This window comes from Mesorhizobium sp. B2-7-3 (assembly GCF_006440715.1).
GTDB lineage: Bacteria > Pseudomonadota > Alphaproteobacteria > Rhizobiales > Rhizobiaceae > Mesorhizobium > Mesorhizobium australicum.
In genome coordinates this window covers 555,001-577,491 of record NZ_VFTY01000002.1, presented here as the reverse complement: position 1 = coordinate 577,491, position 22,491 = coordinate 555,001, and the positions used below count along the sequence as shown (strand labels likewise).

Below are 22,491 nucleotides of genomic sequence, written 5' to 3'. Positions count from 1 at the left end.
CGGAGCCTCCTCGCTCTGTCCGGAAATGGATCGCAGCCCTCACTTTCGATCCGCTTATCTTCCTTGATCTGGTATTACCAATCCTGCGGCGACGTCAAGCCCTTTCTTGAAAGCCGGCATGGGCCGTTACTGTCGAATTAAAGCTTTATCTGCCTGTTTTCCCATGATTTTCCTACTCAATGATATACATTGACCTTGCCCCATGATCGCATTTTGGGCTAGGATCAGCGGTATGCAGGCAAATCTGGTCGAACCAGATTGGGGCTATTTCGCCGCTCCTGAAGCGGACTCATCACCACCATAAGCCGACTCCGCGATTGCCGTGCGCACCAGCGCACTCGCCGCCCATTGCGCCACCGACATCATCCGGCGGCTGTCCAGCCCCCATATATCCTTGAGCACGATCAGCACCTCCACGCCGAAGATCAGCGACAGAGCCTGCGCCAGCCGCTTGAAGTCGCGCGGCGGCAAGCGGCCCTTGAGCGGCGTCAGCGCCTCCTTCAGCAATTCGACGCGATGGCCGCGCGTGAAGGCCGGCTCTCCGCCCAGCGTGCCCGCCTGGCGCCGCGCCCATTGATCGAGCGACAGCTTCAACGCAGCCTTGAACGTCGCCTCGAAAGCCTCGATGCGGGGCATGGCCGTATCGAACAGTTCGGCGACGCGGCGCTCGGCACCGGCAGCGGTGGACTTCCAGGTCAAGATTGGCCCCAGCCCTTCATCGACCACCGCCTGCACCAAGGCTGCCTGGCTGGGGAAATAGCGGTAGGCCGTGGCCCGGGAGACCTCGGCGGCCTCTGCCACCTCGCTGACCGAAGGCGTCCCACCCGCCTGCATCAGCCGCGTGGCCGTCTCCAGCATCAGCCGCTTTGTCCGCGCCCGCGGTCCGCGCTCGGCTCTCTCCCCGGCATTGTCGTCCGTTGCTGGTTGTTGACGTGAGACATCCATGCCAATACGATACGCGCGTCTCAAAAATTTGCAATGGCAGCCCTTTTCCTGGAGTGGCCACGTTGACGCTCTACGGCGCACAAAGCTTTCATCTGCTGAACATCACCACCTTCGAACCAACCAGCAGAGGGAGGCGCGGATGAAGCGCATCCATGTGGTGGGCACCGCCGACACCAAGGGCGAGGAACTCGCCTTCCTGGCCGATGCGATCGCCGCGACGGGTGCCGTCGTCTGCCGTGTCGATGTCGGCACGCGAGGCGCGACCGTGCCGGTCGACGTCTCGGCTGAAGAGGTCGCCGCCCATCATCCCGATGGCCGCGGTGCGGTGCTCGGCATCGACGACCGCGGCAGATCGGTTGCGGCAATGGCTGGGGCCTTCACGCGCTTTGTCCAGTCCCGCGACGACATATCGGGCATCATCGGCATTGGCGGCGGCGGGGGCACCTCGATCATCACAGCGGGCATGCGCGCGCTGCCGCTCGGTCTGCCCAAGCTCATGGTCTCCACGCTGGCCTCGGGCGACACCGCCCCCTATGTGGACGTGTCCGACATCATCATGATGCCATCGGTGACCGACATGGCCGGCCTCAACCGGCTGTCTCGTGTCGTGCTGCACAACGCCGCCCAGGCGATAGCGGGCATGGCGGTCAATCCGGCGCCTGCGGCGGACGGCAAGGCCTCGATCGGCCTCACCATGTTCGGCGTCACCACGCCTTGCGTGACGGCAATCGCCGAACACCTCCGCTCGACTTATGATTGCATGGTCTTCCATGCCACCGGCACCGGCGGCCGCAGCATGGAGAAGCTGGCCGACAGCGGCCTGCTGTCGGGTGTCATCGACATCACCACGACGGAGGTCTGCGACCTGCTGTTCGGCGGCGTGCTGCCGGCGACGCAGGATCGTTTCGGTGCCATTGCCCGCACCAAGCTGCCCTATGTCGGCTCGGTCGGCGCGCTCGACATGGTCAATTTCTGGGCGCCATCGACCATTCCGGAGCATTATCGTGGCCGGCTGTTCTACGAGCACAATCCGAACGTCACGCTGATGCGCACGACAGCGCGGGAATGCCGCGCGATCGGCGAATGGATCGGCACAAGGCTCGCCCATTGCGAAGGCCCGCTGCATTTCCTGATCCCGGAAAAAGGCGTTTCCGCGCTCGACATCGAAGGCGGCGCCTTCTTCGATCCGGAAGCCGACGCAGCTCTGTTCGAAGCCGTCGAGCGCACCATCAGGCCGGGTGCGACGCGCCGCGTCACCCGCCTGCCGCTGCACATCAACGATCCGGACTTTGCCAAGGCGGCGGTCGCGGCCTTTCTCGACATCGCCAGACAGTGAGACCCAGACATGCCAGCCATACCGCGCAAGGACATACTGAAAAAGTTCCGGGGGATGATCGACAAAGGCGTGCCGATCGTCGGTGGCGGCGCCGGCACCGGCCTGTCGGCCAAGGCCGAGGAGGCCGGCGGCATCGACCTCATCATCATCTACAATTCCGGCCGCTACCGCATGGCTGGCCGCGGCTCGGCCGCCGGCCTGCTCGCCTATGGCAACGCCAACGAGATCGTCAAGGAGATGGCCTATGAGGTGCTGCCGGTGGTCAAGAAGACGCCGGTACTGGCCGGCGTCAACGGCACCGATCCCTTCGTCATCATGCCGCTGCTGCTCGCGGAACTGAAGACGATGGGCTTTTCCGGCGTTCAGAACTTTCCCACCATCGGCCTGTTCGACGGCCAGATGCGGCAGAGTTTCGAAGAGACCGGCATGGGCTTCGGCCTAGAGGTGGACATGATCGCCGAGGCACACAAGCTCGACCTCCTGACCACGCCCTATGTCTTCAACCCCGAAGAAGCACGCGCCATGACCAAGGCGGGCGCCGATGTCGTCGTCGCCCATATGGGCGTGACCACCGGCGGCTCGATCGGCGCCACCTCGGCCAAGTCGCTCGACGACTGCGTCATTGCCATCGACGCCATTGCCGAGGCGGCGCGCTCGGTGCGCAACGATGTCATCCTGCTTTGCCATGGCGGCCCGATCTCGATGCCCGACGACGCCCGCTACATCCTCTCCCATGCCAAGGGCCTGCACGGCTTTTATGGCGCGAGTTCGATGGAACGGCTGCCGGCGGAAGCCGCGATCGCCAGGCAGACTGTGGATTTCAAGGCGGTGACGCTCGGCGGCGGCGCAAAGAACAAGAAGGGATGAGAGAGATGACCGACAGGAGCAAGGTGTTTGTCTACCCGAAGGACGTCAGCGCCTTCGGCTTCGACTGGGGCAGGCTGGCGCTGACGGTGGCGCCAGAAGTGAATGGCGCGACCCGTTTTTCCGGCGGCGTCGTCGACCTGCCCTCAGGCAAGGGCCACACCCGCCACAACCATCCGGGTGCGGAAGAGATCATCTTCGTCATCTCGGGCCATGGCGAACAGATGGTCGAGGACGAGAAGGGCAATCCGGTAGTCGAGAAAGTCGGCCCCGGCTGCACCATCTACGTGCCGGAGAGCCGGTTTCATTCAACGCTCAACACCGGCGACGGGCCGATGCAGTTGTTCGTCGTCTATTCGCCGGCCGGGCCGGAACTGGGCCTGCGCGAACTGCCGGATTTCAGGCTAATCCCGGCGGGCAGTTGATCAATCTATTCTGCTAGAGGCAGCGCCACCTCTGAGGCTGCTCCTTTCTCCCCGTTCTACGGGGAGAAGGTGCCCGAAGGGCGGATGAGGGGCAGCGCCGGCCTTCAAAATTAGGCTGTCCCACCCCTATTCCATCCCCGGCCCCGATCGCCAAACATCACGTACCCGCTCTCGGTCACCGCCAGCGTATCCTCCAGCTTGATGAAGCCGCGCGTCGGGTGGAGCATGGTGGTCTCCACCGACAGCACCATGTTTTTCTCCAGCGGCTTGGCCGCATAGGTGCCTTCATAAGTCACTGGATGGTTGGTCATCAGGAACGGCGCCTCATGCGTGATCAGGCCCATGCCGTGGGCGAAGAAATCCGTATAGGGCGCGACCTTGGATGTCTTCAGCACACTCTCCGCATGAGAAATCATGTCACCGCCAAGCGTGCCCGCCTTCACCTTCGAGAAGGCCGCCTGCTGCACCGTCTCGACCTCGGCCAGCAGATCCTCGAGCTCGGCATCGGGTTCGCCCAAAATGCCCATCCTGCAGAGATCGCCAATATAACCGTGATAATTGCCGCCGGAATCGATCGACAGCACCTCGCCCTTCTTCCACGCTTGCGGGGAGGTGGCGCGATTGTGGCTGGAGCCCAGCGTGAGCAGGCAATATTCGAAATGCGCACCGCGATTGGTCTCTTCGCGCCTGATCTGCTCGATCATCTCGGCCTTGGTCGTGCCCTCGCGCGCCCAGGCGATGGTCGCTAGCATGGAATCGGTGATCAGCTCGGAGGCCGTGCGCAGCTTCTCCAACTCCGCGTCGGTCTTGATGGCTCGCATGCGTTCCAGCATGTCGGTCGCATCGATCAGCTTCGCGTCGGGCAATGCCTTGCGGATCAGCGCATAGGCGTCCGACGGCAGGAAACCGGGCTCGATACCGATGCGGGCATCGCCCTTGCCGATCTTCCTGACATGCTCGACGGCAAGATTGGCGGCGTCGAGGGTGCCCCAGCAGGCGGCATGCAGCGTCGGCGTCCAGAACGGGTGGTTCTGGTGCTCGCCGCCTTCCATGCGATTGCCGATATAGGCAGCATGATCCGGACCGCCCTTCTCGTAGACCACGATCGGCAAATAGCGGCTGTGGCCGATCGCATCCATGGCGGCGAAGAAGATGAACTTGTAGCCGCCCAGCAGATACTGCGTGTTGTGCTTGGAGGTCGCGAGCAGCACGTCGATGCCGGCCTCCTCCATCAGCCGGTCGACCCTGGCCTGCTCGAACGGGATATCGCTGACGGCACTCTTGCCCGGCGCAATGTTCATCACTCTCTCCCTGAATTGCCGGGATCGGCGCTGTTTCGCACCCGATCCACTGGCTCGCGGTCAAATCTGCACCATTTTTCTCGTTCTGGTCCAGCCAGAATGTTTACGAACACAGCGCCAGGGCGGTCACCAAAGCGTCATTTGTTCACATATCCGGAAATCTGGTCCTACCAGCCAACCGAATTGACTGGACTTGTGCTAAACTGGTCCAGCGGACGGAAATTTCAAAGCCAAGCAGGGATGCGCCAATTCCGTCTCTGGCGAAACCCTCGGCAAGGCCCATAATCCCCGCCGCAAGGATGCCGATGCGCGCGCCGGCGTTCGAGGCCGCGCCCGGTCGGGTGGAGGAGAGGACGGAGTTCGATCATGTCAGGTTTCACCATTTCCAGACGCACCGTGCTTACCGGGTCGGCAATGCTGCTGGCGTCCACCGCCATGCCGGCCCTGGGCTGGACGCAGACGCCAAAGAAGGGCGGACGGCTCGTGCTTGCCGCCGATTCCGAGCCGCGCAATCTCAACCCGGCGATCGTCGCCTCCAACGGCGTTTTCTTCATCTCCAGCAAGATCGTCGAGACGCTGGCCGAAGCCTCCTTCGACGGCAAGGACGGGCTCGCGCCTCGGCTGGCGGTGAGCTGGGAAGGTGCCGCCGACGGTCTCTCGGCGACCTTCAAGCTGCGCGAAGGAGTCAAATGGCATGACGGCAAGCCGTTCACCTCGGCCGACGTCGCCTTCTCGGCGCTGCAGATATGGAAGCCGCTGCAGAATCTCGGCCGCACCGTGTTCAAGGACCTCAGCACGGTCGACACGCCAGACGATCTGACCGCCGTGTTCAAATTCGCCAAGCCGACGCCGTTCCAGCTGATCCGCAACGCCTTGCCGGCGCTGTCGAGCGTGGTGCCGAAGCACATCTACGAAGTCGGCAAGATCGAGGACAACCCCGCCAACAACGCACCGATCGGTACGGGTCCGTTCAAGTTCGGCGAGTATAAGGCCGGCCAGTACTACCGGCTGACGAAGAACGCCGACTACTGGGGCAAGGACGAGCCCTATCTTGACGAGATCATCTATCAGGTCCTGCCCGACCGTACCTCGGCCGCCGCCGCGCTGGAGGCCGAGGAAATCCAACTTGCGGCTTTCTCGGCCGTGCCGCTGGCCGATCTCGACCGCATCTCCAAGGTTCCCGGCCTGAAGGTCATCACCAGGGGCTATGAGGGTCTGACCTACCAGCTCGTGGTCGAGATCAACCATCGCCGCAAGGAATTGGCCGACCTCAAGGTGCGCCAGGCCATCGCGCACGCCATCGACAAGGACTTCGTCGTCAAGACAGTGTTCCTCGGCTACGCCGCCACGGCCACCGGCCCGGTGCCGAAGAACGATCCGCAATTCTACACCGCCGACGTGCCGATCTATGCCTTCGACGTCGCCAAGGCCAACGCGCTGCTCGACGAAGCTGGTTATAAGAAAGGCGCCGACGGCAACCGCTTCTCGCTCAGGCTCTTGCCTGCCCCCTATTTCAATGAGACGAAACAGTTCGGCGACTACCTGCGCCAGGCGCTCGCGGCAATAGGCATCGACGCGCAGCTGGTCAACAACGACTCGGCCGCCCACATCAAGGCGGTCTATACCGACCACGCCTTCGACCTCGCGGTCGGTCCGCCGGTTTTCCGCGGCGACCCGGCGATCTCGACCACCATCCTGGTGCAGAGCGGCATTCCCGATGGCGTGCCGTTTTCCAATCAGGGCGGCTACAAGAATGACGCGCTCGACGCCCTGATCACCAAGGCCTCCGAAACGCTCGACACCACGGCGCGCACCGACCTCTACAAGGAGTTCCAGAAACAGGTCGCGGCCGACCTGCCGCTGATCAACGTCGCCGAATGGAGTTTTATCAGCGTCGCCAGTGACAAGGTCGGTAACATCGCCAACAACCCGCGCTGGGCGGTGTCGAACTGGGCGGACACATATTTGGAATCGTGACACACTCACGCGGATGAGAATTCGCGAGGAAAGCCGTCGGCAGCAGCCAATCCCCCTCCTTGAGGGGGAGATGTCCGGCAGGACAGAGGGGCGCGCCTGGGCTCGACATTTCGTTATGTCCCTTATCGCGCATTCGAGGTCCGCATGAATCGCGCCCTCGTCCTCCTGCGCCGTCGCCTCGTCGGCAGCATCTTCGTGCTTTTGATCGTCGTCATCGGCACTTTCCTTTTGCTCGAAGCAGCGCCCGGCGATGCGGTCGACGCCTACATCGTCTCGACCGGCGGCGACGCCGGCATGATCGAGCTGCTGCGCCACCGCTGGGGTCTCGACCAGTCGGAGCTGACGCGGCTCGCCAACTACCTCTGGGCACTGCTGCATCTCGATCTCGGCCAGTCCGTCACTTTTTCCCGGCCGATCCGGGACGTCATCCTCGAGCGCGTGCCGACCACGCTCATCCTGATGGTCAGCGCCACTACGCTCTCCTTCGGCCTCGGCTCGGCGCTCGGCATCTATGCCGGCGCCAGGCCAGGCAGCTTCCGCGACCGTTTTCTCTCCGCCGCCTCGCTGGCTCTCTACGCGGTGCCCGGCTTCTGGCTCGGCCTGGTGCTGATCGTGATCTTCGCCGTCGACCTGCGCTGGCTGCCGATCGGCGGCGTCGAGACGCTGGCCTCGGACAAGACCGGTCTCGACCGCGCCACGGATATCGCCACCCATCTGGTGCTGCCGGTTTGCGCGCTCGGTTTCATCTATCTGGCGCTCTATCTGCGCATGATGCGCGCCGGCATGGCCGAGGCCTGGCGCCAGGATTTTGTGCTGGCCGCCCGCGCCAGGGGCTTGTCGCGCCGCCGCATCGTGCTCGCTCATGTCGCCCGCAACGCATTGCTGCCGCTGGTCACCATGCTCGGCCTGCAGTCGGCGCAGATGCTGGGCGGCAGTGTCGTCATCGAGAGCGTCTTTGCCGTGCCCGGCCTTGGTCGGCTGGCGCAGGAAGCGGTCGCCGCGCGCGACACGCCGCTGCTGCTCGGCATCATTCTTACCAGCGCCGTCCTGGTCATCGTCATCAATCTTGTCGTCGACATCGCCTACGCGTTCCTTGACCCGCGCGTCGGCGCCAGCGGGGCCGGTGCATGAGCCGTCTGCGCCGCTTTCTGCGCACGCCCGAGGCGGCCGCCGGTGCCATCATCCTGGCGGCGCTTTTTGCCATGGCGCTGTCGGCCTCGCTGCTGTTTCCCGGCGACCCGCAAGCCATTGCTGGCGCGGCGTTGCTGCCGCCTTTCCAGGACTGGTCGCTGCCGCTCGGCACCGACCGGCTCGGCCGGGACGTGTTGGCCGAGCTGTTTCATGGCGCCCGTACCTCGCTGGCCGTCGGTCTGGCGGCGGCGGCCGCGGCACTCGCTTTCGGCGCGGTGATCGGCACGCTGGCCGGCTTCGCCGACGGCCTGATCGACGAGGTGCTGATGCGCGTCACCGATGCTTTCCAGACCGTGCCGGGCTTCCTGCTGGCACTGGCCTTCGTCAGCGTGGTTGGGCCCTCGCTCGGCGTCGTCGTCGTAGCAATAGCGTTCGGCACCTGGACGGGGCCGGCGCGGGTCGCCCGCGCGGAAGTCCTCTCCATTCGCGAACGCGACTATGTCGCCAGTGCCCGTGTCATTGGCATGCATCCCCTGGAAATCGCCTTTCGCGAGGTGCTGCCCAATGCCTTGCCGCCGATCTTGGCGATGTCGTCGGTGATCGTCGCCGCCGCGATCCTCACCGAAGCAGCCCTGTCTTTCCTTGGTCTTGGCGACCCCAACCGGGTCACCTGGGGTGGCATGATCGCGGAAGGTCGCGCTGTCTTGCGCACCGCGCCGTTCCTCTCGATCGTCCCGGGCATTGCGCTGGTGCTGACGGTGCTCGGCGTCTATCTCGCCGGCGAAGGCATCGTCGAGACGACGGCCGTGCGAAGGGGCCTGTCGTGACGGTACTGGCGTCGATCCGAGATCTGACGGTGACCTACCGCCGTGATGGCAGCGAGGTCGCCGCGCTGAAGAATATTATTCTCGATATCCAGCCAGGCGAACGGCTGGCCATCATCGGTGAAAGCGGTTCGGGCAAGAGCACGCTGGCGCTGGCGATCGCGGGATTGTTGCCGGCGAGCGCCAGGATTGAGGGGAGTATCGACTGGTTCATGCGATCACCGCCAACGTTGGGGGCCAAGGCACCCCCCTCCGGCAGGATAGAGGGGGGTGGGAAGGATCGCCTACCTCTCTACCGTCACAATCAAGCCTCCCTTGGCGGCCGCGACATCGGCTTCGTCTTCCAGGATCCGTCCGCAAGCCTCGATCCGGTAATGGCAGTCGGCAAACAAATCGCCGAAGTCGCGCGCACGCATCTCGGCCTCACATGGGCCCAAGCATATGCCAAAGCCAAAGCCCTTCTCGAACGCGTCCGCTTGCCTGACCCCGACTCCGCCCTGCACGCCTTCCCGCATCAGCTTTCCGGCGGCCAGAAGCAGCGCGTGGCGATTGCCGCCGCGATTGCCGCCGGGCCGAAACTGCTGATCGCCGACGAGGCGACCAGTGCGCTCGACACCATCGTGCAGGCCGAGATCGTCGCTTTGATTCGACGGCTTGTGGCCGAGGACGGCATGACGCTGCTGTTCATCAGCCATGACATTGCGCTCGCCGCCGAGCTTGCCGAACGCATCGCCGTGTTCCGCCACGGTCAGTTGGTGGAGTTTGGCAAGACCGAGCAGATTGTCGAAGCCCCGACGCAAGCCTATACCCGCGCGCTGCTCGACGCCCATATCGACCTCGACGCCGAGCCGCTGCTGCACCGAAGCAGGCTGAATGCATGAGCCTGCTGACAGTGTCCAATCTCACCAAACGATACAGTCGCGGCGGCAAGACCCTTGCTGCGGTGAACGACGTCTCCTTTCATATCGAGCCCGGCGAAACGCTGGCGCTGGCAGGCCCTTCCGGCAGCGGCAAGTCGACCATCGCGCGGCTGGTGCTGCGCCTGATCGAGCCGGATGGCGGACGCATTGAATTCGAAGGCGGTGATTTCCTGGCTCTGGGCGGCTCGGCACTTCGAGCCCGTCGCGCGCGCCTTCAAATGGTGTTCCAGGATCCGCTGGCCGCCTTCAACCCGCGCGCCACGGTGGCGCGCGTCCTCGATGACCCCTTGCGCATTCATGGCGTCGCCCCGCGCTCGGAGCGCCCGCGTCGCATCGCCGCCTTGCTGGAGCGGGTCGGCCTGGCGGCCGATCTCGCACCCCGCGCAATCCATGAAATCTCCGGCGGTCAGCGGCAGCGTGTGGCGATTGCCCGCGCCATCGCCACCAAGCCGTCGCTGATCGTGCTTGACGAAGCGGTGTCGGCGCTCGACGTCTCGGTGCGCGGCCAGATCCTCGATCTCCTGCTGGACCTGCAGCGCGAGGAACGGATCGCCTATCTCTTCATTTCGCATGATCTTGGCGTCGTCCGGGCGGTCGCCCACCGCATCATCCTTCTCGATGCCGGGCGTATTGCCGAGAGCGGCGATGCCCGAACCGTCATCGACGCGCCGCGATCGGCCATCGGCAAGGCACTGGTGGCGGCCGCGCCTAGATTGAACAGAAACAGACCATGATCCGCTCTTCGAACAAGATCACACCGACAGGACGGCCTACCCTCCAACCATCAACCTGACGACCTCGTCATGGTTGGTCTCGGAAATCTTGCGCTCGCCGGCCTGGACGCCGCGGCGCAGCACGACGATGCGGTCCGAGACCGCGAAGATATCCTGCAGATTGTGCGAGATGAAGATCACGCCGCGTCCTTGCGCCTTGAGCTGGTGGATGAGCGAGATCACCTTGCGCTGTTCCGGCACGCCAAGTGCCGCGGTCGGTTCGTCCATGATGAGGATCTGCGCATCCCAGTAGACAGCGCGGCCGATGGCGACGGCTTGGCGTTGGCCGCCGGAGAAATTGCTGACCGGGGCGTTCATCCGGCTGACGTGGAAATCCAGCCGCTTCATCGTCTCCCTGGCCGCCTCGGCCATGGCCTTGCGGTCGAGCATCGGCAGGAAGCCGAACGCCTTGCGCATCGGTTCGCGGCCAAGGAAAATGTTGGCGCCGATCGACAGATTGTCGGCGAGAGCCAGATCCTGGTAGATCGTCTCGATGCCTTTTTCGCGCGCCTCTTGCGGCGTCGCGAATGCCACCGGCTGGCCCCTGAGCAGGATTTCGCCGCCTGTCGGCTGGAACACGCCCGAGATCGCCTTGATCAGCGTCGTCTTGCCGGCACCATTGTCGCCGGCCAGCGCCACCACTTCGCCCGGCCGCACGGCCATGGAGAAATCGTTGAGCGCGCGCACGGCGCCGAAATGCTTGGACAGGTTGCGGACCTCGAGCAAGGGGGTGTTCTGGTCGGTGCTATTCATCCTGGCGGCCTCCACTGAACCGGCGCTGCGCCTGGTCTATGAGCACGGAAATGATGATGACGACGCCAACGGCGATGAACTGCCAGAACGGCTCGACATTGACGAAGACCAGCCCGTACTGGATGACCGCGATCACCAGCGCGCCGGCGACCGTGCCCAGGATGGTGCCGGAGCCACCGAACAGGCTGGCGCCGCCGATGACGACCGCCGCGACGCTGTCGAGCAGCAGCGGCTCGCCGGCTTGTGCCGCACCGGCCGTGAAGCGCGCCGCGTAGAGCGCCCCGCCAAGGCCGGCGCACATCGCCGACAGCACATAGAGCCGCAATATGTGGCCCCTGATGTCGATGCCGGCGCGCCGCGCCGCCTGCACATTGGCGCCGATGGCATAATTGTGCTGGCCGAACCGTGTCTGGCTGAGCAAATAATGCATCACGATGACGAACACGGCAGCGATCATGACCAGATAGGGCACGCCGTAGAACTTGCCATTACCGAGCAGCGCGAACCAGGAATTCTGAACCGGCACCGTCGTGCCGCCGGCAAGCAGGAAGGCAACGCCGCGCGCGACGCCGAACATGCCGAGCGTGCCGATGAACGGCGGCACCCTGAGGCGCGAGATGAGCAGGCCGTTGATGATGCCGGGCAAGCCGGCGACGATCACCGCGGCGAGGATGCCCGCCAGCATGGCCAGCGGCAAGGGAATGGCGGCGCCCGCCATATTGGTGGCATGCGCGGCAACGACGGCGGCAAGCCCCATGATGAACCCCAGCGACAGATCGATGCCGCCCGAAATGATGACGAAGGTCTGTCCGGTCGCAAGCAGCAGCGGCGCTATGGCAAAGATCGCGATGGATTGCAGGTTGAACGGGTTGAGCACGAACGTCGCGCCGAAGGCGAACCTCGACCATACCTCGAAACAGATGATCAGACCGGCGAGGAACAACCAGGCGCGCCCTTCGGCGATGCGTCCGATCAGGGTCCTGGCCGGATCGCCATGATCGGCCTGGGGGGCGACATGCTTCTCGGCCGACTGGGCTGGTGATGTCGAGGTCATGAATACTCCGCGGCGCGGCTGCGTTCAAACAGGCCCCGCCTTTGGGAGCCGGCACGAGCTCCCCCCGGCGGACCGGGAGGAGCCAAGCTCGTCTTGACCTACTCGGAGTAGAGGTACTTCGAGATGTTCGGGTCGGCGATGTTGGACTTGTCCATGATCGTGAAGCCGGTGCCGATCGTGACCGGGATTGAATGGCCGGTCAGGTGGGCATAGGCCGAGACGACGCCGAAGTAGCCGATCTCGGCGGGATGCTGGGCGATCGCCACGTCCACCAGGCCGGTGTTGATGTTGTCGACGATGCTGGTCGGTGCATCGAAGGCGACGACCTTGACGGTGCCGCTCTGCCCGGCCTGCTTGACGCCGTTGGCCGCACCCAGCGCGGAGAACAGATTGGCGCCGAACACGCCGACCAGATCGGGATTGCGCGCGAAGACGGCCTGCAGCTGCGAGGCCGCCTTGTTGGCGTCGTCGTCATTGAATTGGGTTTCCAGCACGGTGATGTCCGTATGCTTGGCCATTTCCTTCTTGAAGCCTTCTTCGCGCTGGTCGGTGGTCGAGATGCCGGGCTTGACGTTCGACACATAGACCTTGCCCTTGTCGCCGACGGCGGTGGCAAGCGCACGCGCGGCGATCTCGCCGCCCAGAACATTGTCAGAAGCAATGTAGGCCAGCGGGAAATCGGCATCGCCAGCACCCGTCTGGTAGACGCCGCTGCCGATGAAAGTATCGACTGTTATGACCGGAATGCCGGCGTCGTTGGCCTTGCGCAGCGGCTCGACCAGCTGGACCTTGTCGGTCGGCGCGATCAGGATCGCATCCGGCTTCTTGGCGATGACCGCGTCGAGCACCGGCACCTGGGTGACCGGGTTGAAGTCCGGAGCGCCCTGGAAGACCAGGTTCACGCCGAGCGCGTCGGCGGCCGCTTGGGCACCCTTGCGCATGGTGATGTAAAAGCCGTCGGTGGTGAGGCCCGGAATGAGCGCAATGGTGTATTTTTTGTCCTGCGCCTGCGCGGGCGCCATCAGCACCGTTGCGCTGACGGCAAGCGCCGCGAGCGCGGCAACGATCTTCTTCATGACATCCTCCTCATTGTTGGCAGTTCTGCCGTTTTCGGTGACATTGGAATGGCCGTTATCCGCTCAGAGGCAGGATGCCGGAACGCCTGTTTGCCTTTCGCGGGCAGCTCCTCCCAAGCGCCCTCCAGTCAAATATCAGCCGGCCGAGCCGACCGGCACAATCCCGTGCTCACTTTCCTCGCCTCCGCGAGGTCAGGGAACCATCGCGCCCGGCATCCTGCACGACGGGTCGGCAATTTGTAACACTTTGCAGAAATAAATTGCAACTCGGTTTTTCCGCGACTGCAACGCCGGCTATCCAGACGCCATCTGACTGCTCCTCCGAGCCCCGGGCGAACTATCGTCCCGACTCCCCGGCGACACAATCGATTTCGCAGCGGCTTCTCTCCGCGCCGACAGCGCCGCATCAGTCCTCATATCTGCCGCTATCGCATTGCAAGAACCGCGAGGATGGCCTGAGCCGTCTTGGTATCCGTCACCAGCGTGTTGATGAGCCCGGAACGAACGGCGCCGATGATTGCCGTCGCCTTCTCCGGCGAGGCTGCGACGCCGATCACCAGGGGCACGGCGCGAAGCTGCGCCGGCGACATGGCGATCATCCGGCTCTCCCCTTCCCAGGCGATCAGGGCGCCTTCCGCATCGAAATAATGGCGAAGGACGTCGCCAGCCGCATGGACCAGCGCCTGCTCGGTCGGCGTGGCGGCACTCGCCTCGGGTGGGTTGATGGCGTGCGGCAGGCCAATGCCGACGATGGCGACGTCGGTCCTGTCCCACAGCGCGACGGCATCGCGGATGGTGGCGTCTCCGAGGAAGGTGTCACGCAGTTCGCTGGACGGCAGATAGGGCGCATGGATAAAGTGCGGTGTCCCGCCAAACTCTTCGGCGGCGAGCCGCACGAATTCATTGACCTGGAAATGCGCCGCGTGCTGCTGCATGCCGCCAGTCGCGGCCACAGTCAGCACGCCCGGCATGCGCGGCAGGCCGGCTCGAATGACCTCGCGCACGGCGCGTCCCCAGCCGATGGCGACCACGGAGCCGGCCACCAGTTGCGCCTGCCTGAGCAAAGCGCCAAGCGGGGCGGAAAGCGCCGTCAGCGCACCCGCTGCCGGCGTTTCGACAACGGCGGCGTCCCGCAATTTCAATCCGTCGACAAGTTGCCTGGTAATATCCTCCGGCGTCGCCAGGTCGATCACCTCGATGCGCACGATGCCTTCGGCCCGCGCCCGCTGCAGCAGGCGCGAAATCGTCGCGGTGGAGACACCGAGCTGCCGCGCTATGTCGACCTGCGACATCTCCTCCACATAGTGCAACTTGGCAACCGTGTGCAGCATCGTGCGCGATGCGGTCGCGTCCTGGGCGGAGGGAACAGACAGCTTGCAATTCCTTTCAGCAACGTGTTACACACGTATACGCCGATGCGAGTTATCGCGCAAATCCGATGAACTCGCAACTTGAGGCGATACCAGGCCAAACGCCGGCTGGGCTGCTTATCCCAGCAGCCGGCGATGCATCAGGCGGCAAACTCTTCCTGCCGGCAGGCGGGCAAACTGACCATTTGTTTTTGTTTCCACGGGATCAGCGCCTCGGCGCGCCAACATCGGACAGAAGAAAACCATGACCAGGATGACCACCGCGGAACTGCGCGGCTACCAGCAGATATGCGGCAAGGACGGAGCCATGGTGGCCATCGCTTGCGACCAGCGCGGCGGCATGCGCACCTTGTTGGCGTCGGCCCCCGAGGACCAGGCCAGGATCACCAACGACATGCTCGGCGACACCAAGGCCGACATCACGCGCTATCTCGCAAGTGCGGCGTCCTGCGTGCTGCTCGACCCACTCTGCGCGGTGCCGAGGGTTGTCGACGACGGCGTACTGAACCGGGATACCGCACTCCTCATCGGCCTCGACGCGTCCGGTTTCGACGTTTCGCCGGAGGGCTATCGCCTGTCGCGGCTGGTCCCCGGCATCGATGCGCGGCGCGTGCGCGAACTCGGCGGCACGGGCGGCAAGATCATGGTGTATCTCAGGGCCGACAAGCCTGAAGCCAACGAACACAACATCGCCATCCTGCGCCAATGCATCGCCGACTTCGGCAAAGAGGACCTGCTGCTCGTCGTCGAATTCCTGACCTATCAGCTTGAAGGGGAAAGCCCAGAGGACTATGCGGCCAAGACGCCCTGGCTGGTCGAGGAGGGTACGAGGATTTCGCTGGAATGCGGCGCGAAGGTGCTGAAGCTTCCCTATCCCGGAACGCCGGAAGCCTGCGCCAACATCACTGAAATGGCCGGCGAAGTGCCGTGGGCCGTGCTTTCGGCCGGCGTCAACCACACCACTTTCCTTGGCCAGGTCGAGGTCGCCATGCAAAATGGCGCCTCCGGCGTCATCGCCGGCCGATCGCTGTGGAAGGACTGCATCTCGCTCGATCGTGACATTCAGCGCGAAAGGCTTAAGACCATCGCGGTGCCGCGGCTGCGAGAGATCCAGGCGGTGATCGGGCACTATCGGCGGAAGGCTGCCGCCTGATATCCACGTTTGAGCGCCGGCACGTGCAGGACGTCATGCCACAAAAGTCGATGGCCATAGGGATCGATATCGGCGGCACCAATTTGCGTGCCGCCCGCATCTCGGGCACCGGTGAAATCCTCGAACGCCTTTCCGAAAAGAGCGCGCCCGACGCGGAGCTGGTGCTTGGCCGCATCGGCGACATGGTGCGCCTTCTCGATACGCCTGATGTGGCGGCAATCGGCGTCGGCGTTCCCGGCCGCGTCGACGTACGGCGCGGCGCGGTCCTGTCGGGAGGCTATGTCAACCTCGCTTCGGTCGCGCTCGCGCAGCGCCTGGAAAACATGACCGGCAAGCCTGTCATCGTCGACAATGACTGCAACATGGCACTGGCCGCCGAGATGGCGCTTGGCGCCGGCCAGGGCCACGACAACATCGCCATGTTCACCATCGGCACCGGCATTGGCGGCGCCGTCGTCCAAAACCGACGGATCATGCGCGGCCGGGCAACGGCGGGGCAGCTGGGCCACATCACCGTGGACGACAACGGCGAACTCTGCGCTTGCGGGCGGCGCGGCTGTGTCGAAACCACCAGTTCGGGTACGGCGCTCGGCCGTCACATAGCGCGGGCTGGCCTTGGTCCCGAGGTTTCGGTCGACCAACTCTTTGCCCGCGATGCCGCCGGCGACATCCAGGCGCGAGGCATATTGGAAGCCTGGGCGAGGCCACTGCGCGCGGCCATCGATACCACCGTTGCCGTGTTCGACCCCGACCTCGTCCTGCTTGGCGGCGGTCTTGGCCGGGCGGCACACAGAGCGCTTGGCCACGCGCCGGCGCTGGCGCCGTGGTACCAATGCCCGGTGGCGCCGGCGCGGCTCGGCGACGACGCCGGAGTGATCGGCGCCGGTCTCCAGGCGCTTTCGGCACCGACATCGACATCGCTTTCCGTTCAGCACGGCCGCGCCAGACGCGCCGTGCTCGTCAACGGCATCCCGGCCAGCGGCAAGAGCACGGTGTCACGCGGCATTGCCGATCGCATGGGATGGCCGCTGCTCGCGCTCGATACGGTCAAGAACCCGTTCCTCGAAGTGCTCGGCGGCGGCGACCGCGAATTCAACCGCACGCTGGGCCGCGCCAGCTACCAGGCAATCTGGTCGCTCGTAGGCGACGCCCCGGCCGGCAGCACCTTCATCGTCGATGCCTGGTTCGGCTTCCAGCCGCGGCAAGTGCTCGAGGATCATCTGCGCAACGCCGGCGTCGAACACACGGTCGAAATCTGGTGCCACGCGCCGGGCGAAGTTCTGGCCGAACGCTACGGCGCCCGGCTCGGTCAGCGCCTCCCGGGTCATCCCGGCGCTGCCTATATCCCCGAATTGATCGAGCTGGCCAAGCGCGCCGAACCGCTGCGGCGCGGGCCGCTGTTCGACGTCGATACGACGCAGCCGATCGACTTCGAGGCCATCGCCGCATGGCTGCGCGCGACCCTGGCCGGCGACGCGTCGGTCCTTTCAATCAATAGCCGACGGTGAAGCGCTGCCTGACATGCGTCGGCTTCTCGATCTCGTCGACCATGGCGATGGCATAGTCCTCGAAGGAGATGCTGCTACCCTTATCCGAGGCGAGAAGCGTGTCCTTGCCGACGCGGAACTTGCCGGTGCGCTCACCTGAGACGAACATCGCGGACGGCGACAGGAACGTCCAGTCGATGTCGCTGACTGTCTTCAATTTGTCCAGGAAGTCGGCACCCTTCTGTGCCTCGGCCTTGTAGATCGCAGGAAATTCGGCTGTATCGACCAGACGCTTGCCGGGCGCGACTTCGAGACTGCCCGCGCCGCCCAAGACGAGATAGCGCTTCACGCCCGAGGCACGCACCGCGGCGATCAGCGTGTCGGGGTCGCTATCCACGAAATGCACCGCGCTGATCACCGCATCATGGTCGCGGATCAACTCGGCAAGGCCTTCCTTATCGAAGACATCGCCCTTCCTGGGGGTCACGCCGGGCAGCGCGGCAATTTTTTCAGGGCTGCGGGCGATACCGGTGACCGTGTGGCCACGATCGGAGAGTTCCTTGAGTATGCGCGAGCCGACAGCGCCGGATGCACCGATGAGAGCGACGTTTGCCATGTTCTTTTCCAGTCCTTGTTGGAGGTCGGTTGAGGATCACGCCGCCGCTATATGGGCGACAAGATTGTCAAAGCTGCCGAACAGCGCGTTCGAACCGATGAGCCGAGGCGCTTCGTTGCGGATGGCCGCTAGCGAAGGCACGCCCTTGGCATGCAAGCGCTGGAACAGCGCGCTGCCCCGATTGACCAGGTCGAGGTGCGCCGTCAGCAAGGTTTCGGTCGGGCTCTTCAGGATCGCGGCGGCATCCATCATGCCAGCGCCGGCGAGCACGGCAGCCACGCCTTCCACAGTTACGATATCGCGACCGTCGACATAGCGCGCACGTTGGATTGCCTTGAGCGCGGTCAACCGGCGGCTCGGGTCTTCCAGGCCGGCGGCGCTGATGGCGAGGGTCGCGGCATGCGAGTCCAGCAAGGTGCCACGGATGCCGAGGACATTGTGCTGATAGGGCTGCGTGAACGCTTGTCCGGTCAGACGCTCGATACGCTGGTCGTTCGCCCAGGCGTGAGCGGCAAAACCTTCATCCATCGGCCTCGCGCCCGCTCCCGAAAACAGACCAGTCGGCAGCAATTCGACGCGCACGCCGCTGGCAGCCAATTTGTCCAGCATCGGGGCGGCGCCGTAGCACCAGCCGCAGAGCGGATCGAAAAGATAAATCACATCCGAATTGCTCATGATTGCCTGATATCCCTTGGCGCGGCGTGCAGCGGTCTGGATTGCCAAAATCTGTTGCTCCTATGTGGCAGACAACGATCTTGCGATAAACACCATCCAATAATATAGATTGTCTGACCAGTTCATACAAAGCGATCGCCGTGGCTGACCTGCTGAACCTCAATCGACTAGTCTACTTCACCACCGTGATGGAGACCGGCTCCTTCACATCGGCGGCCGACCGGCTTGGCGTCGCCAAAGCCGTGGTCAGCCATCAGATCGGCAAGCTCGAGGAGGAGTTGGGCGCGACACTCATGCGACGAACGACACGGCGTGTCGCGCCGACCGAAGAGGGACGCCTCTTCTATGATCGTGCGATGATAATCCTGCGGGAAGCGGAGGCCGCCTATGGCGAGATTTCGCGCGCGGCCGTCGAACCGGCTGGAATGTTGAGACTGACGGCGCCGCTCGACTACGGCACGAAGGTGGTTGCACCGGTCATCGCCGCCTATCTGAGAACTTATCCGCATATGCGCGTCGAGGTGATCTTCGACGACGCGGTAAGCAATCTGGTCGACGAGCAGATCGACCTCGGCATCCGCGTCGGCTGGCTTGCTGATTCCTCCAACCAGGCGCGGCGCTTGGGCACGATCCGGCAGATCGTGGTGGCAAGCCCTGCGTTCGCCGCAAGCCTGCCGCAGGACGTGAGCCCGCGGCAGGCGCGGTCGTTGGCCTGGGTCGGAAACGCCCAGCTTCGCGGCGTCGGCCAATGGCTGTTTTCCAGGGATGGCGACAAGGTGCTGACTGAACTCAACCCGGTCATCACATGCGACAAGAGCCCAGCTGCCCATGCCTGCGTGCTTGCCGGCATAGGGCTGGGTGTGTTTCCCGACTACAGCATCAGCGACGACATCGCCGCGGGGCGGCTGGTGCCGGTCTTTGCCGACTGGGCCTTGCCCACCGGCGGCATCCACGCCGTCTTTCCGCCGGCAAGGTTCAGGCCCGCCAAGGTGCGCGCGTTCGTGGACCTGCTCGCCGCCACCGAGAGAAAGCGATCGCGCGGCAGTGCCGTGGCGTGAATGCAACCGCGGCAGAAGGTCGGTAATGGCTTACATAAAGCGGTTCTGCCGCACCCCAAAACAAGACATCCGCAGCATTATGAGATCGGAACGCGAACGGCCCGCCGGCATAGAGCCAGGCGGGCCGTTTTGTTTGGTTGCGGGGACAGGATTTGAACCTGTGACCTTCAGGTTATGAGCCTGACGAGCTACCGGGCTGCTCCACCCCGCGCCACCTCTAGGCAAGCGTTTGCTTGCAAATCTAGGCAAGCGTTTTCTTGCCGATCTTGGCAAGCGTTTGCTTGCTTTTTGTCTCCACCAAATGAAAGGGCCGCTTAGAGCGGCCCGGGATCCCTTGGCGGGCCTTTATGCATGTTGCCCAAAAGAGTTAGCGGTTTGGGGCAACGACATGCATCGAACGACGTGCAGAGAAGATTTCACGGTCATCCGATTGGATGAGAGTTTGAACGTGCGTTTTGCAGACCTGGCAGCGACCTACTCTCCCGCGTCTTGAGACGAAGTACCATCAGCGCTGGAGCGTTTCACGGCCGAGTTCGGAATGGGATCGGGTGCAGCCGCTCCGCCATAACCACCAGGTCGGCAAAACGCACGTTATTCGAGAAGCTGGGTTAGGGATTAAGCAGTAGGGAATGGTGAGTAGGGGATACCTGCTCGCCATCCGGTCGTGCCGTTGCCCGTCTTTCCGCGCCAAGGCGATGCTTTGCAGGTTGCTTCCGGGCAAAGCCCGCAAGCGCGACTGCGCGTCGCCGGTCGTCCGGCGCCCTCGCGGAGCATAGGCCCGTAAGGGCCGCTCATGCGTGAGCGCTGGTCAGACCATTTGACTTCATCAAATGGGTATTAGGAATGAGAACGATCAAGCCGATCGAACTATTAGTACCGGTAAGCTTCAAGCGTTGCCGCTCTTCCACACCCGGCCTATCAACGTGGTCGTCTTCCACGGTTCTCAGGGAATACTCGTTTTAAGGTGGGTTTCCCGCTTAGATGCCTTCAGCGGTTATCCCGTCCGGATATAGCTACCCTGCTATGCGGCTGGCGCCACAACAGGTCCACCAGAGATCCGTCCATCCCGGTCCTCTCGTACTAGGGACAGATCCTTTCAATATTCCTACACCCACGGCAGATAGGGACCGAACTGTCTCACGACGTTCTGAACCCAACTCACGTACCGCTTTAAATGGCGAACAGCCATACCCTTGGGACCTGCTCCAGCCCCAGGATGCGATGAGTCGACATCGAGGTGCCAAACAACCCCGTCGATATGGACTCTTGGGGGTCATCAGCCTGTTATCCCCGGCGTACCTTTTATCCGTTGAGCGATGGCCCTTCCACGCGGGACCACCGGATCACTATGACCGACTTTCGTCTCTGCTCGACTTGTCAGTCTCGCAGTCAGGCAGGCTTATGCCATTGCACTCAGCGAACGATTTCCGACCGTTCTGAGCCCACCATCGCGCGCCTCCGTTACTCTTTAGGAGGCGACCGCCCCAGTCAAACTACCCACCATACATTGTCCCGGACCCGGATAACGGGCCGCGGTTAGACATCCATAGTGATAAGGGTGGTATTTCAAGGGTGGCTCCACCTGAGCTGGCGCCCAGGTTTCAAAGCCTACCACCTATCCTACACATGCCACTACGAATGCCAATGTAAAGCTATAGTAAAGGTGCACGGGGTCTTTCCGTCTAACCGCAGGAACCCCGCATCTTCACGGGGAATTCAATTTCACTGAGTCTATGCTGGAGACAGCGGGGAAGTCGTTACGCCATTCGTGCAGGTCGGAACTTACCCGACAAGGAATTTCGCTACCTTAGGACCGTTATAGTTACGGCCGCCGTTTACTGGGGCTTCGATTCAGAGCTTGCACCCCTCCTCTTAACCTTCCAGCACCGGGCAGGCGTCAGACCCTATACGTCGTCTTGCGACTTCGCAGAGCCCTGTGTTTTTGATAAACAGTCGCTACCCCCTGGTCTGTGCCACCCTCCTCCACTTGCGTGGAAAAGGGTCACGCTTCTTCCGAAGTTACGCGTGCAATTTGCCGAGTTCCTTCAGCATAGTTCTCTCAAGCGCCTTGGTATACTCTACCAGACCACCAGTGTCGGTTTCGGGTACGGTTTATAAGGAGGAGCTATTTCCTGGAACCACGCAGCAGCCCGTTCAATCCGATAAGATTGGACTACCTCAATGATCCGTCACTACCTCCAAGCCCACGAATATTAACGTGGTTCCCATCGACTACGCGTTTCCGCCTCGTCTTAGGGGCCGGCTAACCCTGCTCAGATTAGCTTTAAGCAGGAACCCTTGGTCTTTCGGCGGGGGAGTCTCTCACTCCCCTTACGTTACTCATGTCAGCATTCGCACTTCTGATACCTCCACCACCCCTCACGGGTATGGCTTCGTCAGCTTACAGAACGCTCCGCTACCGCTTGGCCCTTGCGGACCAAACCCTAAGCTTCGGTGTATGGCTTTAGCCCCGTTACATTTTCGGCGCAAAGACCCTTATTTAGACCAGTGAGCTGTTACGCTTTCTTTAAATGATGGCTGCTTCTAAGCCAACATCCTGGTTGTTTTGGGATCCTCACATCCTTTCCCACTTAGCCATAACTTGGGGACCTTAGCTGTAGGTCAGGGTTGTTTCCCTTTTCACGACGGACGTTAGCACCCGCCGTGTGTCTGCCGACTAGTACTCCCAGGTATTCGGAGTTTGGTTAGGTTTGGTAATCCGGTGAGGACCCCTAGCCCATCCAGTGCTCTAC

The 22,491-nt window shown here is 63.2% G+C and carries 19 protein-coding genes, 1 tRNA gene and 2 rRNA genes (1 of these 22 only partly in view); 11 read left to right on the top strand and 11 right to left on the bottom strand.

What is annotated here, in order from left to right; translation table 11 throughout:
• Positions 1 to 264 precede the first annotated feature (264 nt).
• The gene (locus FJW04_RS06775; protein ID WP_140713150.1) at positions 265 to 945 is read right to left on the bottom strand and encodes a TetR/AcrR family transcriptional regulator; all 681 of its coding nucleotides are present in this window, start codon (positions 943 to 945) and stop codon (positions 265 to 267) included.
• A 139-nt stretch (positions 946 to 1,084) separates the two neighbouring features.
• On the opposite strand from FJW04_RS06775, the gene FJW04_RS06770 reads away from it, so the two are divergent.
• The 3 genes from FJW04_RS06770 to FJW04_RS06760 are packed head-to-tail and all read left to right on the top strand — an operon-like array spanning position 1,085 to position 3,570.
• Entirely contained in the window at positions 1,085 to 2,281 is a 1,197-nt protein-coding gene (locus FJW04_RS06770) for a Tm-1-like ATP-binding domain-containing protein (RefSeq protein ID WP_140713148.1), read from the top strand.
• 9 nt (positions 2,282 to 2,290) lie between these two features.
• On the top strand, positions 2,291 to 3,148 hold the full coding sequence (locus FJW04_RS06765) for a phosphoenolpyruvate hydrolase family protein (protein WP_140713146.1): 858 nt from the start codon (positions 2,291 to 2,293) through the stop codon (positions 3,146 to 3,148).
• A 5-nt stretch (positions 3,149 to 3,153) separates the two neighbouring features.
• Positions 3,154 to 3,570: a cupin domain-containing protein gene (locus tag FJW04_RS06760; RefSeq protein ID WP_140713144.1), complete on the top strand. Its 417-nt coding sequence runs from the start codon at positions 3,154 to 3,156 to the stop codon at positions 3,568 to 3,570.
• 110 nt (positions 3,571 to 3,680) lie between these two features.
• On the opposite strand, the gene FJW04_RS06755 is transcribed toward FJW04_RS06760, so the two are convergent.
• Entirely contained in the window at positions 3,681 to 4,871 is a 1,191-nt protein-coding gene (locus FJW04_RS06755; protein ID WP_140618981.1) for a Xaa-Pro peptidase family protein, read from the bottom strand.
• 366 nt (positions 4,872 to 5,237) lie between these two features.
• On the opposite strand from FJW04_RS06755, the gene FJW04_RS06750 reads away from it, so the two are divergent.
• The 5 genes from FJW04_RS06750 (at position 5,238) to FJW04_RS06730 (ending at position 10,457) form a co-directional block, all read left to right on the top strand.
• A complete protein-coding gene (locus tag FJW04_RS06750) occupies positions 5,238 to 6,848 on the top strand; it encodes an ABC transporter substrate-binding protein (RefSeq protein WP_140713142.1) in 1,611 nt (536 codons plus the stop codon).
• 144 nt (positions 6,849 to 6,992) lie between these two features.
• Entirely contained in the window at positions 6,993 to 7,979 is a 987-nt protein-coding gene (locus tag FJW04_RS06745) for an ABC transporter permease (RefSeq protein WP_140713140.1), read from the top strand.
• Positions 7,976 to 8,806: an ABC transporter permease gene (locus tag FJW04_RS06740; protein ID WP_140713138.1), complete on the top strand. Its 831-nt coding sequence runs from the start codon at positions 7,976 to 7,978 to the stop codon at positions 8,804 to 8,806. The genes FJW04_RS06745 and FJW04_RS06740 overlap by 4 nt, the downstream gene beginning before the upstream one ends.
• A complete protein-coding gene (locus FJW04_RS06735; RefSeq protein ID WP_181172893.1) occupies positions 8,803 to 9,684 on the top strand; it encodes an ABC transporter ATP-binding protein in 882 nt (293 codons plus the stop codon). Before FJW04_RS06740 ends, FJW04_RS06735 begins: the two co-directional genes overlap by 4 nt.
• Positions 9,681 to 10,457, top strand: coding sequence for an ATP-binding cassette domain-containing protein (locus tag FJW04_RS06730; protein ID WP_140713135.1), 777 nt, complete (start codon positions 9,681 to 9,683; stop codon positions 10,455 to 10,457). The genes FJW04_RS06735 and FJW04_RS06730 overlap by 4 nt, the downstream gene beginning before the upstream one ends.
• 36 nt (positions 10,458 to 10,493) lie before the next feature.
• Here FJW04_RS06730 and FJW04_RS06725 read toward each other — a convergent pair whose 3' ends face one another.
• The 4 genes from FJW04_RS06725 to FJW04_RS06710 form a co-directional block, all read right to left on the bottom strand.
• Positions 10,494 to 11,249 carry an ATP-binding cassette domain-containing protein gene (locus tag FJW04_RS06725; protein WP_015315620.1) on the bottom strand — a complete coding sequence of 252 codons (756 nt, stop codon included), beginning with the start codon at positions 11,247 to 11,249 and terminating at the stop codon, positions 10,494 to 10,496.
• Positions 11,242 to 12,303 (bottom strand): ribose ABC transporter, encoded by a 1,062-nt coding sequence (locus FJW04_RS06720; RefSeq protein WP_140713133.1) that lies wholly within the window; start codon positions 12,301 to 12,303, stop codon positions 11,242 to 11,244. The genes FJW04_RS06725 and FJW04_RS06720 overlap by 8 nt, the downstream gene beginning before the upstream one ends.
• A gap of 98 nt (positions 12,304 to 12,401) precedes the next feature.
• On the bottom strand, positions 12,402 to 13,379 hold the full coding sequence (locus FJW04_RS06715; protein WP_140713131.1) for an ABC transporter substrate-binding protein: 978 nt from the start codon (positions 13,377 to 13,379) through the stop codon (positions 12,402 to 12,404).
• Positions 13,380 to 13,804: 425 nt separating this feature from the next.
• A complete protein-coding gene (locus FJW04_RS06710; RefSeq protein WP_140713129.1) occupies positions 13,805 to 14,710 on the bottom strand; it encodes a sugar-binding transcriptional regulator in 906 nt (301 codons plus the stop codon).
• Positions 14,711 to 14,993: 283 nt separating this feature from the next.
• Between FJW04_RS06710 and FJW04_RS06705 the strand changes: the two genes are divergently transcribed.
• Positions 14,994 to 15,902, top strand: coding sequence for a tagatose-bisphosphate aldolase (locus FJW04_RS06705; RefSeq protein ID WP_140713127.1), 909 nt, complete (start codon positions 14,994 to 14,996; stop codon positions 15,900 to 15,902).
• 35 nt (positions 15,903 to 15,937) lie between these two features.
• Positions 15,938 to 17,410, top strand: coding sequence for an ROK family protein (locus tag FJW04_RS06700; protein ID WP_140713125.1), 1,473 nt, complete (start codon positions 15,938 to 15,940; stop codon positions 17,408 to 17,410).
• Here the strand turns inward: FJW04_RS06700 and FJW04_RS06695 are convergent.
• On the bottom strand, positions 17,394 to 18,005 hold the full coding sequence (locus tag FJW04_RS06695; RefSeq protein ID WP_140713123.1) for an NAD(P)-dependent oxidoreductase: 612 nt from the start codon (positions 18,003 to 18,005) through the stop codon (positions 17,394 to 17,396). The genes FJW04_RS06700 and FJW04_RS06695 overlap by 17 nt on opposite strands.
• A gap of 36 nt (positions 18,006 to 18,041) precedes the next feature.
• On the bottom strand, positions 18,042 to 18,680 hold the full coding sequence (locus tag FJW04_RS06690) for a DsbA family protein (protein ID WP_140713121.1): 639 nt from the start codon (positions 18,678 to 18,680) through the stop codon (positions 18,042 to 18,044).
• Between the two features lie 140 nt (positions 18,681 to 18,820).
• Here FJW04_RS06690 and FJW04_RS06685 point away from each other — a divergent pair, with 140 nt between their 5' ends.
• Positions 18,821 to 19,738, top strand: a complete 918-nt coding sequence (locus tag FJW04_RS06685; protein ID WP_140713119.1) for a LysR family transcriptional regulator — start codon at positions 18,821 to 18,823, stop codon at positions 19,736 to 19,738.
• 134 nt (positions 19,739 to 19,872) lie between these two features.
• Here the strand turns inward: FJW04_RS06685 and FJW04_RS06680 are convergent.
• The 3 genes from FJW04_RS06680 to FJW04_RS06670 form a co-directional block, all read right to left on the bottom strand.
• Positions 19,873 to 19,949, bottom strand: a tRNA-Met gene (locus FJW04_RS06680).
• 250 nt (positions 19,950 to 20,199) lie between these two features.
• Positions 20,200 to 20,314 (bottom strand): 5S ribosomal RNA (gene rrf, locus FJW04_RS06675).
• 273 nt (positions 20,315 to 20,587) lie between these two features.
• Positions 20,588 to 22,491: ribosomal RNA gene (locus FJW04_RS06670) — 23S ribosomal RNA — on the bottom strand; it runs 928 nt beyond the window's last position.